The 15,396-nt window shown below is 40.6% G+C and carries 12 protein-coding genes; 9 read left to right on the top strand and 3 right to left on the bottom strand.

The features are described from left to right. The first annotated feature begins 51 nt into the window (after positions 1–51). The 5 genes from ACPUEN_RS02775 (at position 52) to ACPUEN_RS02795 (ending at position 4,508) form a co-directional block, all read left to right on the top strand. Complete coding sequence (locus ACPUEN_RS02775; RefSeq protein WP_425640236.1) at positions 52–864, top strand: DMT family transporter; 813 nt, start codon at positions 52–54, stop codon at positions 862–864. A gap of 56 nt (positions 865–920) precedes the next feature. Beyond that, the gene (locus ACPUEN_RS02780) at positions 921–2,417 is read left to right on the top strand and encodes a nicotinate phosphoribosyltransferase (protein WP_425638302.1); all 1,497 of its coding nucleotides are present in this window, start codon (positions 921–923) and stop codon (positions 2,415–2,417) included. Then, on the top strand, positions 2,395–3,030 hold the full coding sequence (pncA, locus tag ACPUEN_RS02785; protein ID WP_425638304.1) for a bifunctional nicotinamidase/pyrazinamidase: 636 nt from the start codon (positions 2,395–2,397) through the stop codon (positions 3,028–3,030). Before ACPUEN_RS02780 ends, pncA begins: the two co-directional genes overlap by 23 nt. 2 nt (positions 3,031–3,032) lie before the next feature. After that, the gene (locus ACPUEN_RS02790) at positions 3,033–3,542 is read left to right on the top strand and encodes an acyl-CoA thioesterase (RefSeq protein WP_425638305.1); all 510 of its coding nucleotides are present in this window, start codon (positions 3,033–3,035) and stop codon (positions 3,540–3,542) included. 381 nt (positions 3,543–3,923) lie between these two features. Beyond that, positions 3,924–4,508: a hypothetical protein gene (locus ACPUEN_RS02795; protein ID WP_425638307.1), complete on the top strand. Its 585-nt coding sequence runs from the start codon at positions 3,924–3,926 to the stop codon at positions 4,506–4,508. A gap of 496 nt (positions 4,509–5,004) precedes the next feature. Here ACPUEN_RS02795 and ACPUEN_RS02800 read toward each other — a convergent pair whose 3' ends face one another. Together ACPUEN_RS02800 and ACPUEN_RS02805 are read right to left on the bottom strand one after the other, a co-directional pair. Further along, positions 5,005–6,252, bottom strand: coding sequence for an ADP-ribosylglycohydrolase family protein (locus ACPUEN_RS02800; RefSeq protein WP_425638308.1), 1,248 nt, complete (start codon positions 6,250–6,252; stop codon positions 5,005–5,007). Beyond that, entirely contained in the window at positions 6,249–7,214 is a 966-nt protein-coding gene (locus tag ACPUEN_RS02805; protein WP_425638309.1) for a phosphotransferase, read from the bottom strand. Before ACPUEN_RS02805 ends, ACPUEN_RS02800 begins: the two co-directional genes overlap by 4 nt. A 288-nt stretch (positions 7,215–7,502) precedes the next feature. On the opposite strand from ACPUEN_RS02805, the gene ACPUEN_RS02810 reads away from it, so the two are divergent. Then, positions 7,503–8,660 (top strand): acyl-CoA dehydrogenase family protein, encoded by a 1,158-nt coding sequence (locus ACPUEN_RS02810; RefSeq protein ID WP_425638310.1) that lies wholly within the window; start codon positions 7,503–7,505, stop codon positions 8,658–8,660. Positions 8,661–8,734: 74 nt separating this feature from the next. Beyond that, positions 8,735–10,426, top strand: coding sequence for an AMP-binding protein (locus tag ACPUEN_RS02815; RefSeq protein ID WP_425638311.1), 1,692 nt, complete (start codon positions 8,735–8,737; stop codon positions 10,424–10,426). 243 nt (positions 10,427–10,669) lie between these two features. Here ACPUEN_RS02815 and ACPUEN_RS02820 read toward each other — a convergent pair whose 3' ends face one another. After that, positions 10,670–11,608 (bottom strand): GNAT family N-acetyltransferase, encoded by a 939-nt coding sequence (locus ACPUEN_RS02820; RefSeq protein WP_425638313.1) that lies wholly within the window; start codon positions 11,606–11,608, stop codon positions 10,670–10,672. Between the two features lie 352 nt (positions 11,609–11,960). Here ACPUEN_RS02820 and ACPUEN_RS02825 point away from each other — a divergent pair, with 352 nt between their 5' ends. After that, positions 11,961–12,779 (top strand): polysaccharide biosynthesis/export family protein, encoded by an 819-nt coding sequence (locus ACPUEN_RS02825; protein WP_425638315.1) that lies wholly within the window; start codon positions 11,961–11,963, stop codon positions 12,777–12,779. A 5-nt stretch (positions 12,780–12,784) separates the two neighbouring features. Beyond that, positions 12,785–15,244, top strand: a complete 2,460-nt coding sequence (locus ACPUEN_RS02830; RefSeq protein WP_425638316.1) for a GumC family protein — start codon at positions 12,785–12,787, stop codon at positions 15,242–15,244. The last annotated feature ends 152 nt before the right edge of the window (positions 15,245–15,396 follow it).

Below are 15,396 nucleotides of genomic sequence, written 5' to 3' on the forward strand. Positions count from 1 at the left end.
AGAAAATCACTCTGAAAACCCATTATTTTGAAAACTAACAGTGTCCAGTCCATGCTTTTGGCTGGAATTTTTTTCGCATTGATGAATGTCTCTGTAAAGTACATTCCACATATTCCCGCTATAGAAATTATAGTTTTTAGATCTATATTTTCATTGGTTTTCAGCTTTTTAGTTTTAAAAAAGCAAAATATTCCGGTCTTTGGTAATAATAAAAAATGGTTAATTATCAGAGGCTTAGTTGGTTCTATTGGCTTGATTTCCTTCTTCTATACACTGCAAAATATCCCTCTGGCGAGTGCAGTTACTATACAATATTTGTCTCCAATCTTCACTACACTATTTGGGGTTTACCTGCTTAAAGAAAAAGTAAAACCAATTCAATTCTTATTCTTCGCTATTTCTTTTGCTGGAGTTCTGGTGATTCAAGGCGTGGATGCTCGAGTGGATATGTTTTGGGCTACCGTAGGAATTATTTCAGCCATATTCTCTGGATTGGCTTATAACGTCATCCGTAAACTGAAGAACACGGAACACCCACTGGTAATTATATTTTATTTCCCTTTAGTTACTTTACCTTTTGCGCTGATTGTATCTGCTTTTGGATGGGTAAATCCTGCCGGATGGGACTGGGCCATCTTGCTATTTATAGGTATTTGCACGCAGACTGCGCAGTATTTTCTGACTATTGCCTACCAAAATTCCAACGTATCGAAGGTGGCCAGCCTTACTTATATAGGAATAGTTTACGCCTTGATATTCGGATTCTTCTTCTTTGAGGAAACTTTCAATGCCCTAGTTTATGTGGGAATGGGACTTGTTCTGCTTGGAATTTTACTGAATATGAGAGTGAAGCAACTTTCCTAAATCAATTGGACAGGAATCGAAAGCAGGTTATTTTTGAATAAAGCAATCTATCATCAATGAAAATCACGAAAGACTTATATAAGGGCTCACTTGCTCTTCTAACAGATTTTTACCAGCTCACCATGGCTTATGCTTACTGGAAGTCAGGGAAAGCAGAGCAGGAAGCTGTCTTTAATCTTTTCTTTCGCAAACATCCTTTCCAAGGCGGTTTTACCATCGCAGCCGGTTTAGATTATATTGTTGATTACTGCAAAAACTTCAAGTTTTCAGAAGAGGATCTTAATTATCTAGCCACGATGAAAGGCAAGGATGATCAGATTCTGTTTGAAGCTGGGTTTTTGGAATATCTACGGGGAATGAAATTCAGCTGTGATATCGATGCCGTGGAAGAAGGAACGGTGGTCTTTCCTAATACACCTTTGGTACGAGTGAAAGGTCCTTTGATTCAATGTCAACTACTGGAGACTCCACTTTTGAATATCATCAACTTTCAAAGCTTGATTGCAACCAAAGCTGCCCGAATCAATTTGGCAGCACAAGGCGAGCCTGTTTTGGAGTTTGGATTGCGGAGAGCGCAGGGAATTGATGGAGGCTTGGCTGCATCCCGCGCTGCATATATAGGTGGATGTACATCCACGAGTAATGTGATGGCTGGAAAACTCTTTGGGATTCCAGTTTCAGGTACCCACGCACATAGCTGGATTATGTCTTTTGAGACAGAAATGGAAGCTTTCGAAGCTTATGCAGATGCTTTTCCTGATCAATCTATTTTCCTTGTTGATACTTATGACACGGTCAATGGAATCAAGAATGCCATCAAAGTTGGAAATGCTTTGCGAAGCAAAGGAAAAGAAATGGTCGGCATCCGAATAGATTCTGGTGACTTGGCTTATTTCAGTAATGTGGCAAGAGAGATGCTGGACGAAGCTGGATTTCCAAATGCAAAGATTGTTGCGTCAAATGATCTGGATGAGAGTATCATCACCTCATTGAAAGGGCAGGAGGCATCGATTAATGTATGGGGAGTCGGGACAAAACTAGTAACGGCATTTGACCAGCCGGCACTTGGAGGAGTTTATAAGCTTTCTGCAATTCGAGATGAGAAAGGTACTTGGGTTCCTAAAGTCAAACTTTCTCAGCAGTCTTTGAAAATCAACATTCCTGGGCTGCATACAGTTAAGCGCTTTTTCTCGAAAGGGAAGGCAGTTGCTGATATGATTTACCTAGAAGATCAAGAGCTAAGTCCCCAAGCTGCATTGATTATTGATCCCAATGATCCGACAAGAAGAAAGCGGATGATGCCCGCTTTTTATCAGGAAGAGATATTACTCAAGCCGATTTTCGAAAAAGGGAAACTGCTATATAAGCTTCCTTCGATTATTCAGATCAGAGAAAGAGTGCAAAATCAATTGGATTCTCTGGACAAGACACACAAACGATTGGTAAATCCACATTTATATCCGATAGGTTTGGAAGAAAATCTTCACCAGCTGCGAATGGAGTTGGTTTTGAAAGCAAAACAAGTAGATAATGGCAATGAATCTGAAAAATAGCGCACTACTTATCGTAGACGTTCAAAATGACTTTTTACCAGGAGGCGCACTAGCTGTTACCAATGGTGATGAGGTTGTCCCTGTTATAAATCAATTGCAGGAACAGTTCAATTTCATAGTAGCTACGCAGGATTTTCACCCCGCAGACCATGGGAGCTTCGCTGCAAACCATGAGGGTACAAAGCCTGGAGAGTTAATTAAGTTATCGGGATTGCAACAGATACTCTGGCCAGTTCACTGTGTGCAGGGGTCTGAGGGGGCAGAATTTCATGCGGAATTGAATCCTATCAAATGGACCGCCATTTTCCAAAAAGGAACAAACCCGGAAGTGGATTCCTATTCAGGATTCTTTGACAATGCACGAAGAGGAGATACGGGGCTGGGTGATTTTCTGCAAAATGAGGGGATTATGAATGTATTTGTGACGGGACTGGCCCAGGATTACTGTGTGAAATACACTGCGCTGGATGCAGTGAGTTTGGGTTTTAAAACCTATCTCATCACTGATGCTACCCGGGCAGTCAACCTATCTGCAGAAGATGGAGAAAAGGCTTTGGAAGAAATGAAAAAAGCAGGAGTGATAATCGTAGAAAGTTCAGCTATAATTAATTAGCCATGTTTGAATATAACTCAGAGAAACATTACCCCACCGAAACTGAAAGCAGAGTTTTGATCCGTTTTCAGGATTGCGACCCACTTAGGCACTTGAATAATGCGAAGTACTTCGATTACTTTTTCAACGCCCGTGAAGATCAGGTTCCAAAGCTATACGGAGTAGAAATGATGGATTTTATCAAAAAGTATCAAGCTGCTTGGGTGATTTACAATCATAATATTTCCTACGTGAAGCCTGCCATGGTGGGAGAGTGGGTGCGGATAAAGAGTCGGATTATCTGGCACAATCACAATACTGTAGTTTTAGAATACTATATGACTGACGATAGCGAAAAGCAATTGAAGACGCTATTATGGACTACGATGCGCTATGTCACGTTAGCTGAAGGGAAATCCACAGATCATACTGGTGCAGTGAATGAATTCCTCTTGGCAACCTCACTAAATGAGGATATTGCTGGAATTCAGATCAAAGATCGGGTAAGAACTCTTATCCAAGAGCTAAAATAAAATTGACATAAATCAAATTTATGTATCTCAGCGAACAAGACCTGTACATCACCGTACAGGTTTTTCTTTTTTAAAATAGTTAAATTCAGGCACTTACAATTTTTTGAAAAATTAATTTTTACTAACATATGTAATAAAGTGTAACCTGCTTTTTCCCCAAAACAGGTCTAATCTGTTCGGTTGCAATACATTTTTTTGGCAAATTGATCACTTTTAATACAGTTATATGGCAGGTATTTCGTGGTTTGCCAAAATATATTCTGTGTTAATGTTAATTTTTGTAAATAAGAATATGCCTCAAAAAGGCTCTAAAAGGCCTTTATGGCACAGTTGGTATGCCGTTCGCAACAAGGAGAAGCATAACTCTAAACCAACAATATTATGAAAACTCTATTCACTTTCGCACTTGCAGGACTTTTAGCTACCAGCACTTTTGCTAATGATGCTGAAGATTTAAAAGCAAATTCATCAGTTCACACGAACAACAAGAAAATTTCCGTACTCCTTAATGAAGGTGTAGGAAAAGCAAAAATTGCCATTTATGATATGAATGGTAAAAAACTACACTCTCGCAGAGTCAAAGCAAACGTAGACGTACTGGTTCCTTATGATATGAATAGCCTACCGTGCGCGGAGTATCAAGTGATGATCACAACTGACGATGAAGAAGTGACCTACACAGTTGAAACAGTAGAGAAAGAAGTTCCGGCTCCTAAAGTTTTGCCACTTATGGCTTATGGAAAAATAGTAGATCATACTACTGTAAATCTACTGGTAATAGGTCTGGAACAACCTGGTGTAGCTGTTCAAATCAAAAGATCAAAAGATGACAAATTGGTTTTTGAAGAAATGATCAATGAGCCAGAAGGATTCCGAAAAAATTACATATTGAATGGCCTTGATCCAGAGGAGGTTTACTTCGAAGTAACTGACGCAATAGGAAGAACACGTAAAATTTACATTTGAATTCTAAACCAACTTCCTTTGTGCACAAGCCCTGAATCATTGATTTGGGGCTTTTTTTTGAACCATATAGAATCATAGAAAAACATAGCCCCTTCATGTAATCAATTCTGAATTAGAGACTTTGATTCTCTTTATGCAAACAATTTTTGAGAACCTCATTTAAGTAATCCTTGCCATTTTTCAATGTTATTTAATCTAAATGGTTAATTAACATCCCTTCGTTTTGGCAAGACGCAATTATTTCCATTGACAGCACTGCGGCAAAAACGTTGAATCATATTAGATTCTCTTCACCTCGCGCTGAAGCATGGTGCTACAAAAATATCTCACAGCTTGTGCTTTTATAATATTAGGCGGTTTAATCCAATGCCTACGTTCCGTTAGAGCTTGCCCTTCGCGGTGGGGATATACTAAGGGTAGAAATAAGATTTTATAGATCCCAGCTGTGGCGTTAGGTACGGCTCTATGTAAGCTATATGGCTATGTGGCAAAAAAACTACTTTTGTCCAGTCATATGCGCTGTCAACTCATTTGCGATTTGCTCCAAGTCTATCCCTAGCAACTCTTTATTCACCTGAAGCACTTTTTCCCGTTCTAGTTTTGGCAATTGCTCAAATCCATAAAAAGCGCCCAATATCGCACCAGCTACTGCCGACGTGGTGTCATTGTCTCTGCCGTAATTCACTAGAAAAGTAAGTGTTCCCATAAACTCAAAATCAGCATAAATCATCGCTGTGAGCGTTTGAAGCCATATTTCTCCGGCATGAAAAGGCATGTCTTGCAATCTTTGATCGAGTTGCTTAAAAGCAAATTGCAAGGCTTTACTGTCCGCTGAAAGCTGATTTCCCAAGCTATCTTGCTTATCCGATTCGGATGCGATCAACAATGCGTTTTTTAGAATCGTATAGGCTGTTCTACCTACTAAGCGACTTTCAAAGTAATTGGCAGGATCTACTCGCAAGGAAGCGATCAAGTCATCTTTGGTAGCATTAGGACTCATTCCGGCAGCAGTCATGGCAGCAGCCTGCGCAGATATATCTTTGGCGTAGCCCAAGTCATAAAATGAGAGTTTATATGCTTCCTGGTAGGCTTTTTCAGGATTTCCTGGGAAAAACGCCCCCAAGGAAGGCGCATAGAGTAAACCCGCACAAACCATCTCGCCGCCGTAGAATTTCCCCAAGGAATCAGCATATCCTACTAGGTTCTCATCAATAAAAGGCTGACTCACCTTCGCCCATTCTTGTAGCCATCCCAGCTTTAAGGATACTGATTCAAATGGTTCTGGATCAGTACTTTCTATTTTCTTAAATTCCTCAGTATAGGATTCATACCTTGCTAGAACCTCCTTTGCAAAATCCTTTGCATCCAATTCATTTCTATCCTGAGTCAACAAATAGGTGGAGGTCAATTCCTTCCAACGGGTATCGTCGGTAGTTCCCCCAGCAGGAAGATTGGCAATCCAAATTCCCTCAGGAGAAACCTCCCGAATCATCGAGTCCAGACCTTCCACAAATCCATACGCAAGCTTGATGTCCTCTCTTGCCCACATTTCAGTCGGAGCTCCCATTGCATCGCCAATAGCTGAGCCTACCAGCATGCCTAGGATTTTATCCTGAAGTTGCTTTTCAGAAATCCCCAACTCAGGAACTACCTGATCTGAAAACTGAACTGGAGTTGAAGACCTTCTATCTCCACATGAAGCCAAAAGGAAGGCTAATACAACTAGGAGCCAAATGTTTTTCATGAAGTCAGAATTAAGTTTTTAGCCTTCTCCAATAGGAATTCCTTTTCGCTCAAGGAAAGTGAAAGGGGAAGTTGGGCGATTCCTATAAGACGTCGCATGATTTCCATTCCTCGGTAGGCGTTTACCAATTCTTCGATATAGCTGTGCTGGTAATATTTCAGGAACTCTTCATGGTGACTTTCTTCCATTTTCGCCAAATCAAAATGCGCAAATAAAATCCCCAAGTCGAATTCACAGTCTCCCATATAGGCAAATTCGGTGTCTATGAATTTGATTCCGTTTTCAGTCTTTAGCCAAGAAGCAGGGTAAAAGTCCCCATGAAGTAAGGTGATGCCATGCGATAGGTAGCGTTTGCCTAAGCTTTCCAACGCATTTTTTAACTCCTCATCAGTTTTATACTTCAAGCTTATTTGCTGGAGGCCTGGCTGAATAGTATCCAAATCAAACCCATTTTCTTCCATAAAAGGAAAGTGAAAAAGGTGTTCATGATTTAGTTTTTTCATTTCCAAATTATCGGGGAAGTTGCTTACTTCCATCTGATGCAGGGCATTCAGGTAATTGGTAATCGATCGAAAATCATTGTTTTTCCATTGAAAGTCCTGTTTATAGATATCGCTGAAATCCTGTCCTTTCCCAAGATCTTCTAAGACCAGAATATGATGCTCAGGGTTGTATTGATGCACTTTAGGACTATAGTTTCTTAATACTTCATCATCTTCTATGAGTTGATAGTAGCAGAGTTCTATCTCTATTCTATCTACTGGAGCAGGAATTTGAGGAAATTTCCTGACGTAAGGTTTGGATTGCTTTACGATGACAGATCTTAAGTTCGTCTTTACCCGTAAAACAACATTCATGTTGCTTGCTCCGGCGGGCTCCACTGACAGTAGCTTTTCATTTTCTATCCAAAGTGGCAGGGAAAGTAATGTTTCAAGACTGGAATTCTCACTTAAATCGGTCATTAGTATTCGTTTGGATATCAATTACCGAAACTATAAATAAGTTTAAACACTTGGGCACCGTTTAGCAAAAGTTCTAAAATGAGAGGCAAAAGGTCTTTTTGGATACAAAAGGAAAATGCGGGGAGTAAAAATCCCTATTTTTGATTTGAAATGGAGCCTAGTTGATAGCATCGCGCACTACGATGCGCATACATTTTCGAGATTCTCCTTATGAAAAATCGGGACAGGCTATCTGACAATTGAAATACAAGTATATACAGATGAATTTAAACCTAAAATATAAATACCATGTTTGGATTACCCCGAACTCTTTTTACTGAAGAGCATGAGCTTTTCAGAGCCAGTGTAAGAGATTTTATTGCAAAAGAAATCACTCCTTTTAATGCCCAATGGGAGAAAGATAAAATGGTTTCACGGGAAAGTTGGCGAAAGCTCGGTGAGAGTGGGTTTCTGGGGATACAGGCACCTGAGCACCTTGGAGGGATGAATATTCAGGATTTTCGATACAACGCTATTTTTATAGAGGAGCTTGGCCTAAGCGGATGCTCCGCCCCAGCAATTGGTTATCCACTGCATAATGACATTGTGATGCCATACATTTTGCATTTTGGGACTGAAGCTGCCATGGCAAAGTACATTCCTAAAATGGTGGCCGGTGAATACATAGGTGCAGTAGCAATGACAGAGCCTGGAGCCGGCAGTGACCTGCAGGGTATGAGTACTAGTGCTATAGATCAGGGAGACTCTTACTTGGTGAATGGCAGCAAAACCTTTATCACCAATGGCTACCTATCTGATGTGGTAGTAGTAGCAGTAAAGACCGACCCGAAGAAAGGTGCCAAAGGAATTAGCCTACTGCTGATGGATAATTCTATGAAAGGCTATACCAAAGGACTTCCTTTTGAAAAGGTTGGCCTGCATGCTCAGGATACTTGCGAGTTATTTTTTGAAGACGTCATTGTGCCAAAGGAAAACCTGCTAGGACAGGAAGGAGAGGGATTTAAATACCTGATGACAGAGTTGGCTCAGGAGCGGTTGGTAGTGGCTTTGGCAGCTGTTGCCTTAGGTGAATACATGCTTCAGGAGACGGTTTCCTATGTGAAGCAGCGCAAAGCTTTTAATCAATCCATTTCAGATTTTCAGAATACCCGATTCAAACTGGCAGAAATGTGTGCAGCATTGGAGCAGGGGAGGATTTACTGTGACTATTTAGTGCAGCTTCACAATGATGGTAAACTGGATTCGGCGATGGCTTCTGCCGCTAAATACAACATGACCGAACTGCAATGCAAAGTCGCAGATGAATGCGTACAGCTGCATGGAGGATATGGATATATGTGGGATTATGGGGTGGCCAGAGCATACGCTGATGCTCGTGTTCAGCGAATATATGCTGGAACAAACGAGATCATGAAAGAGCTTATTGCAAGAAAAATTCTCAAATAGCCAGAAATACTTTTGACCTAAGCCAAGATTTTGATTAATTCAATAAATAGATCCACCCAACAATAACTTATATTATGAATGATTTTCCTTGGTTTAAGTACTACCCTGAATCTGTACCAAAAGAAGTCGATTGCGAAGCCTACTCCAGCGTAGCCGAACTTTTCGAGGAAAGTGTAAAAAAATATGGTGATGCAGTAGCCTTTGAATGCATGGGGAAAACAATGTCATTCAATACCTTGAATAAACTTAGCGAGGATTTTGCCAGCTATTTGACTCAGGTACTAAGACTGAAAAAAGGTGCTCGCGTTGCGATTCAAATGCCTAATACCCTTCAATATCCAGTGGCCATGTTTGGGGCACTTCGGGCAGGGATGATTGTGGTGAATACCAATCCTCTTTATACTTCTTCGGAAATGAAGCATCAGTTCAAAGACTCAGGAGCTGAATTGATCATAATCGTAGCCAACTTTGCCGACAACCTGGAGAAAATCCTCGATGAAATACCTGCTAAGCATGTGATCGTTACAGAACTCGGAGATTTGCTTGGTGGCCTTAAAGGAACCCTTGTTAATTTGGTGGTAAAATACATCAAGAAACTGGTGCCGCCTTTTTCTATTCCTAAGGCCATTTCCTTCAAATCTGCTTTGTCTCAGGGAGCACATCATAAATTTAAGCCTGCAGAACTCAGTTTATCAGATACTGCTTTTCTCCAATATACTGGCGGCACGACGGGTGTTTCCAAAGGAGCGGAGTTGACCCATGGAAATATCGTGGCAAACATGCAGCAGATTTCTGCTTGGATGAAGCCAAAGCTGAAAGAGAGTGAGGAAGTGGTTATTACTGCTTTGCCACTCTATCATATTTTTGCATTGACGGTGAATTGCCTTGCCATGCTCAAAATCGGGGCACATAATCTCCTGATTACCAACCCTCGGGATATGCCAGCTTTTTGTAAGGAATTGTCCAAAAAGAAGTTTACGGTGATTACCGGGGTGAACACTTTGTTTAATGGAATGCTAAACCAAGATGCCTTTAGAGCGCTTGATTTCAGTAGTTTGAAAATCACAGTTGGTGGAGGTATGGCGGTTCAAAAAGCCACAGCAGAAAAGTGGCTTGCAGTCACCGGAACGCCTTTGGCAGAAGGATATGGACTTACCGAAACCTCACCAGTGGCTTCATGTAATCCTATCGATGGTACAGAAAGAAATGGTACTATCGGGATTCCGCTTCCGAATACAGATATGATGGTCATAGATGATGATGGAAATACACTTCCTGTAGGCGAGCGGGGCGAAATCTGCATCAAAGGCCCACAAGTAATGAAAGGGTATTGGCATAAGCCAAAGGAGACCGCTGAAGTGATGCTGGGCGAATGGTTCAAAACAGGAGATATCGGAGTCATGGACAAAGACGGCTTTACCAAGATCGTGGATCGAAAAAAAGAGATGATTCTAGTGTCGGGTTTCAATGTATATCCAAACGAAGTAGAAGACGCCATCGCATCCTTTTCAGGAGTTTTGGAAGTTGGGGTAATCGGTATTCCGGATCCTAAATCCACTGAGCGTGTGGTAGCCTATGTAGTGGTAAAAGACAAAGCGATCACTAAGGAACAAATCATCTCGCACTGTCACCTGTCCCTGACAAACTACAAGTGTCCCAAAGAAGTACATTTCACCGATGAACTGCCGAAGTCTAATGTGGGTAAGATTCTGAGAAGGAAGATAAAGGAAGCGCATTTGGAGAAAATGGGTGCCAGTAGGCAGTAGGCGGTATTCAGTTTTCAGTAGGCAGTCGCCGTGGTCAGTGTTCAGTTGTCAGTGCCTGAAATAAGTTGACTGTTTTTGCCTGAAATACTAATCAAAAAATGGCAAGACGAGAACAATTTACCATGAGCGAGCCGGAACGAAGGATTCGCAGGTTTAAAACCTGGTGCTACAAAGTGCTGGTTTTTTTATTTTCCCCAATTCCAACCTCCAAACACCCATCACGGGACATCTCTTCGGTTTCTTTCAAAAAACTTCCAAATCCCCCAAGCTCCAAGCCCAAGGCAGGTCAAGTGATTCCCTACTCATCGCAGTTTGACGAAGCGTAACCTCAGGGCCAATAGACATAACGGGCATTAAACCCATTTCTAAAGGATTATCTTTCCTAAACTGTAATCCTGAATAGGATGTGAATCGCACACTTTCATTTTTTTCAATAGTCTTCAGTCTGCTGTTTAATTGTTTTCTTCCATTTGAATCAAATCCTGCAAGTTGAAAGAAATCTACAATTCTGAGCTCTCTACCAATTTTACCTTCCTTTATTCTATAGATCAGAAGGTAAGTTTCCCCATCGCTAATAAAATGATAAGGAAATAGAGGGCAATTCACATAGCGCCAGTGTATGTACCCTGCAACTAAATTTGTACTTATTGAGCCTATTTCCTTTGGTGTTTTTTCTAATTCCTGTATCAAATGCCTAATGCTCTCCCAATTGCTAACTTGTGAAAGGCTTTTACCTTTTCCAACACTCAAGTTGAAATGCATTTTTAGGGGTAACTTCCCCCATTTTTCCCAACCCATCTTCAAGTATCCTGGCATACTCTGAGTATTAGGTGTATTATAAATCAACTCCACTCCCTCACTTTTTATTTCTTCTATCAGTGAAAGTGTAAGGTTTTTGAAAAGTCCTTTACCTTGATAATCAGGATGTATAGCAGTGTCCACAGCCCGGCAGGCTTTGATGATTCTTCCTCCTTGTCTAAATTCCCATCTTAAAAATACCCTAACTCCACAGATTAACCCAGCTTCCTCTGCAACAAGCACTGGTGATTTTCCAAATGGATTTTCCACATGTTTCCAGTTCCAGAGAGCTTCAGATTTTGGAATTAAACTTTCCCCCAAGGAGGCTCTTAAAAGATTAACAATCTCAGGTAAATCGCCCGGAGTAGCCTTTCTGATTTCCATAGGTTGAAGATAGGAAGATTTTTTATTAGCGTTAAACGGGAATTAGAGATAGGTTTTTATTTGAAAAGTTTTGTTTGATCCGACCAGCGCAAGTCCTAAGATTTGTAAAATCCCTGTTTCAATCCTCCTTCATTCACTGACCTTTCCACAACATGATTCTGGACAGGAGTGGATAGGGTATTAATTTTTTATTACTTACCTATGGGACTTTTTTATTGGAAGCAGCATTTAACAATTATCCCTAGCGCTAGTCCTCCTTCGAACTGACCGTCACCAACAAACAACTAACTCCATACCCCTTCTCCCCAAGTATTTTTATATATTTGATCCAAGCTTAATTTATGCTTCTAGAATGAAGAAAATCCTTTTTGTCGCCAGCATTGTGGTTTTTGCTACAGGTTGTATTAGTAATAAGAGAATTACCTATCTGCAAAACCTTCCTGATAATACCCCTATAGAGTTAAATGAATTTATCCCCTTCGCTGAAGTTGACTATCAATACATATTACAACCCTTTGATATAGTTTCTATTGATTTTGCAACTTCAGATGCAGAGCTGATCGAGGCCTTCTCATTCCAGAATTCACAAAATGTGGGTGCTATGGGAGGCGGCGGCGGCGGCGGCGGTGCTGGCTCAGACCCTCTATATTTCAGAGGATATTCCATAGATCAGCTTGGCTTTGTAGAGGTTCCAAAACTCGGGAAAATCAAAATTTCAGGACTTACCGAAGAACAAGCAAAGAATAAGGTGCAGCTTGAAATAAATAAGTTTTTCAAGGAAGAAATCTTCGTTAAATTAGGAATAGCCGGAATAAGATATACTACACTAGGTGAGTTTAATTCTGTGGGAGTCAATGTGATATATAAAAATAGAGCAACTATTTTCGATGCCCTTGCCAATTCAGGAGAAACCACCATCTTGGGTAAGAAAAACAAGCTTTTTATTATCCGTCAATACGATGGAGGTACTAAAATTCACCAAATCAATTTGAATGATAGAGCTATTTTGGCAAGCCCCTTTTATTTCATCCAACCTAATGATATCTTGTACATGGAGCCGATGAATATCAGACAGTTTGGAAACGCAGATAACCTTACAGCATCTTTGGCACTTTTCGCAGGATTGCTGGCATCCACTCTACTGATAATAAATTTGGTAACAGGTAACTAGTAGCTATGGAGAAATTAGACTTAAGCCAGTTAGACAACGAGGAGAAGGCACTGGAGATCAGGTATGTGGTGGCCAAATACATTCGCTATTGGCCCTGGTACGTCCTTTTTATCCTACTATTTGTCATTGCTACCTTTCTTTTTCATCGCTACACGGTAGATGAATATGAGGTCTCAGGGACAATGATGATCAAGACAAATACATCTCCTGAAGCTAGAATCCTTGACAGGTCCAATATTTTTTCTACTGGTCTTAATCTTGAAAATGATATTCTCCGACTCAAGTCTAAGGGTTTGGCCCGTGAGGCCTTGAAGAATCTTCATTTCGATGTGGAGTATTTTGCCAAGACTACTATCAAAGCCATAGAATTGTACGATAGGTCCCCGATCCGAATAGAAGTGGACTGGGATCATTTTCAATTATCTGATGTGCCTATACAACTCGAAATTCTTTCTGGTGAAACCTTCAGGTTAGCGCAAGAGGAGTCCAGTTTACTGGATTTTAACTCCGCTATGGCGGCAGGTGACGAATCTATTTACAATAAGACTTATTCTTTTGGGGAAGAGATAGTTACTGCCAAATCAAAGTTTACTGTACATCTGGTAAACCCCGGCAGGACGAATGAGCAATTGGTCTTTAAACTTAGAGACCCATCCTCCCTGGAAGATTCTTATGCAAGATCTATTCAAGTTTCATTGCAGAATGAATACAGTTCCGTACTTCGTCTGAGTACCACGACCAAGGTGGTGGAAAAGGGTAGGGATTATATAAACTCCCTAATGCAATCCTACATAGCGTACGATCTGAGTGAAAAGAATAAAATTCAGGAAAATACCCTTGCTTTTATTGAACAACAGTTGGGCTTTTTGGAGGATTCCCTGCAGCAAAAGGAACGTGAGCTTCAGGATTTTAAGGTGGAAAATAAGCTGCTGGATGTGTCAGCAGAATTTTCGAATATTCTTGGGAAGATGAATACCCTCGATGAGATGAATGCTGAGATAGATTATCAACTCGAGTATTTCGAGCAGATTCGCACCTACATGGAGCAAAAAAGCAAGGATTTTTCAGACGTAATCGCTCCCTCAGTCATTGGTGTTCCTGATCCCTTATTAAATGGATTGATACAAACTTTGGTCACTCTTTCCCAAGACAGAAGAAAGCTCATGGCTACAGTCAATGAGAATCACCCCGAGGTGCTCAAAATTGACGTGCAAATGGAGAAAGTGCAGGATGCCCTTTTCGAGAACGTTGTAAATCTGATAGAGAATACCAAGCAAAAAAAGAATAGTATTCAACGCGATATCCGCATTTATGATGCTGAGTTTTCAACACTGCCGGAGTCGGAATCTGAGTATTCAGGGATTTTCAGAGAATTCAAATTAAGAGAGTCCTTATATACCTATCTCTTGGAAAAGCGAGCTGAGGCAGGTATTGCCATGGCTTCCAATGTCTCTGATAATGCGATTTTGGATGCTGCAAGAAGGGGGACACTCATCTTTCCAAAGAAGCAACAGAATTATGGTTTAGCCATAGTATTAGGTTTTTTGCTTCCCTTCGGATTCATAGTTGTACGGGATATTTTTGATGATACCATCAAGGATCAGCGGGACTTGAAAAAGCATTTTATGATTCCTCAGCTAGGTATTGTGGGATATAGTTTGAAAGATACGAATAAGGTAGTGCTGGATTTTCCAAAATCAGCCGTAGCAGAGTCTTTTAGATCACTTCGCTCGGCTATTACTTATTTGGCAAGTGGGAAAAATACCAAGAAAATCCTGGTGACCTCCTCTGTTTCTGGAGAAGGAAAAACCTTTACCTCCTTGAACCTTGCCTCAGCTATGGCTTTGGGATCTAAAAAAACAGTTGTAGTAGGAGGGGATTTGAGAAGGCCTAAACTGGCTTCCTATTTTGGAGAATCTGACCGTATAGGTCTATCTACCTATTTAATAGGTAAAGTGGAGGCAGAAGAAATTGTGAAGCCTACAGCTCATGAAAATCTATGGTTCGTACCTTCAGGAGTAATTCCTCCAAATCCCGCAGAATTGTTGCAAACGCCGAGGCTAGTTGAATTTCTAGCCCATCTGGAATCAAACTTTGATGTAGTTATTTTTGACACTCCTCCTATGGGACTGGTGTCTGAGACCATAGATTTGATGCGATTGTTTGATATCAACCTGTATGTAGTAAGACAGAATTACACTGTTAAGGATCACCTAGTTATGATCAATGATTTGTTCAATAATAAGCAGGTGAAAAATGTATACGGTGTCTTCAATGGTATTATCAATTCAGGTTACCATTACGAGGGGTATAATTATGGCTATGGAAACACCTACTTGTATTCTCAGAATAACAAGTACATGTACAACTACTATGGCGATGATCTTGAGACTAAGAAGAAGAAAATCAAGAAAAGCCAGACTGGAGTAATTCAGAAACTAATCAAACTATTCAAAGTGAAGTGATAGTTTTGCATAGTCCTCAAATCATAAAATCTGGATCCCAAATTGGAATAGAGTAGAAAGCGGGAATAAGTATGAATATTGTTGAAATTATGGGTGGAACCTTCATCGCACTTCCCTCATCTGTTTTCCAACCAAAATTGTGAAGAATCTAG

The organism is Algoriphagus yeomjeoni (genome assembly GCF_049821175.1).
GTDB lineage: Bacteria > Bacteroidota > Bacteroidia > Cytophagales > Cyclobacteriaceae > Algoriphagus > Algoriphagus yeomjeoni_A.

Bases quoted from the DNA above. Each gene is read 5' to 3' on its own strand.
- ACPUEN_RS02775 (WP_425640236.1), top strand. From the start codon at position 52: ATGCTTTTGGCTGGAATTTTTTTCGCATTGATGAATGTCTCTGTAAAG.
- ACPUEN_RS02780 (WP_425638302.1), top strand. From the start codon at position 921: ATGAAAATCACGAAAGACTTATATAAGGGCTCACTTGCTCTTCTAACA.
- pncA (WP_425638304.1), top strand. From the start codon at position 2,395: ATGGCAATGAATCTGAAAAATAGCGCACTACTTATCGTAGACGTTCAA.
- ACPUEN_RS02790 (WP_425638305.1), top strand. From the start codon at position 3,033: ATGTTTGAATATAACTCAGAGAAACATTACCCCACCGAAACTGAAAGC.
- ACPUEN_RS02795 (WP_425638307.1), top strand. From the start codon at position 3,924: ATGAAAACTCTATTCACTTTCGCACTTGCAGGACTTTTAGCTACCAGC.
- ACPUEN_RS02800 (WP_425638308.1), bottom strand. From the start codon at position 6,252: ATGAAAAACATTTGGCTCCTAGTTGTATTAGCCTTCCTTTTGGCTTCA.
- ACPUEN_RS02805 (WP_425638309.1), bottom strand. From the start codon at position 7,214: ATGACCGATTTAAGTGAGAATTCCAGTCTTGAAACATTACTTTCCCTG.
- ACPUEN_RS02810 (WP_425638310.1), top strand. From the start codon at position 7,503: ATGTTTGGATTACCCCGAACTCTTTTTACTGAAGAGCATGAGCTTTTC.
- ACPUEN_RS02815 (WP_425638311.1), top strand. From the start codon at position 8,735: ATGAATGATTTTCCTTGGTTTAAGTACTACCCTGAATCTGTACCAAAA.
- ACPUEN_RS02820 (WP_425638313.1), bottom strand. From the start codon at position 11,608: ATGGAAATCAGAAAGGCTACTCCGGGCGATTTACCTGAGATTGTTAAT.
- ACPUEN_RS02825 (WP_425638315.1), top strand. From the start codon at position 11,961: ATGAAGAAAATCCTTTTTGTCGCCAGCATTGTGGTTTTTGCTACAGGT.
- ACPUEN_RS02830 (WP_425638316.1), top strand. From the start codon at position 12,785: ATGGAGAAATTAGACTTAAGCCAGTTAGACAACGAGGAGAAGGCACTG.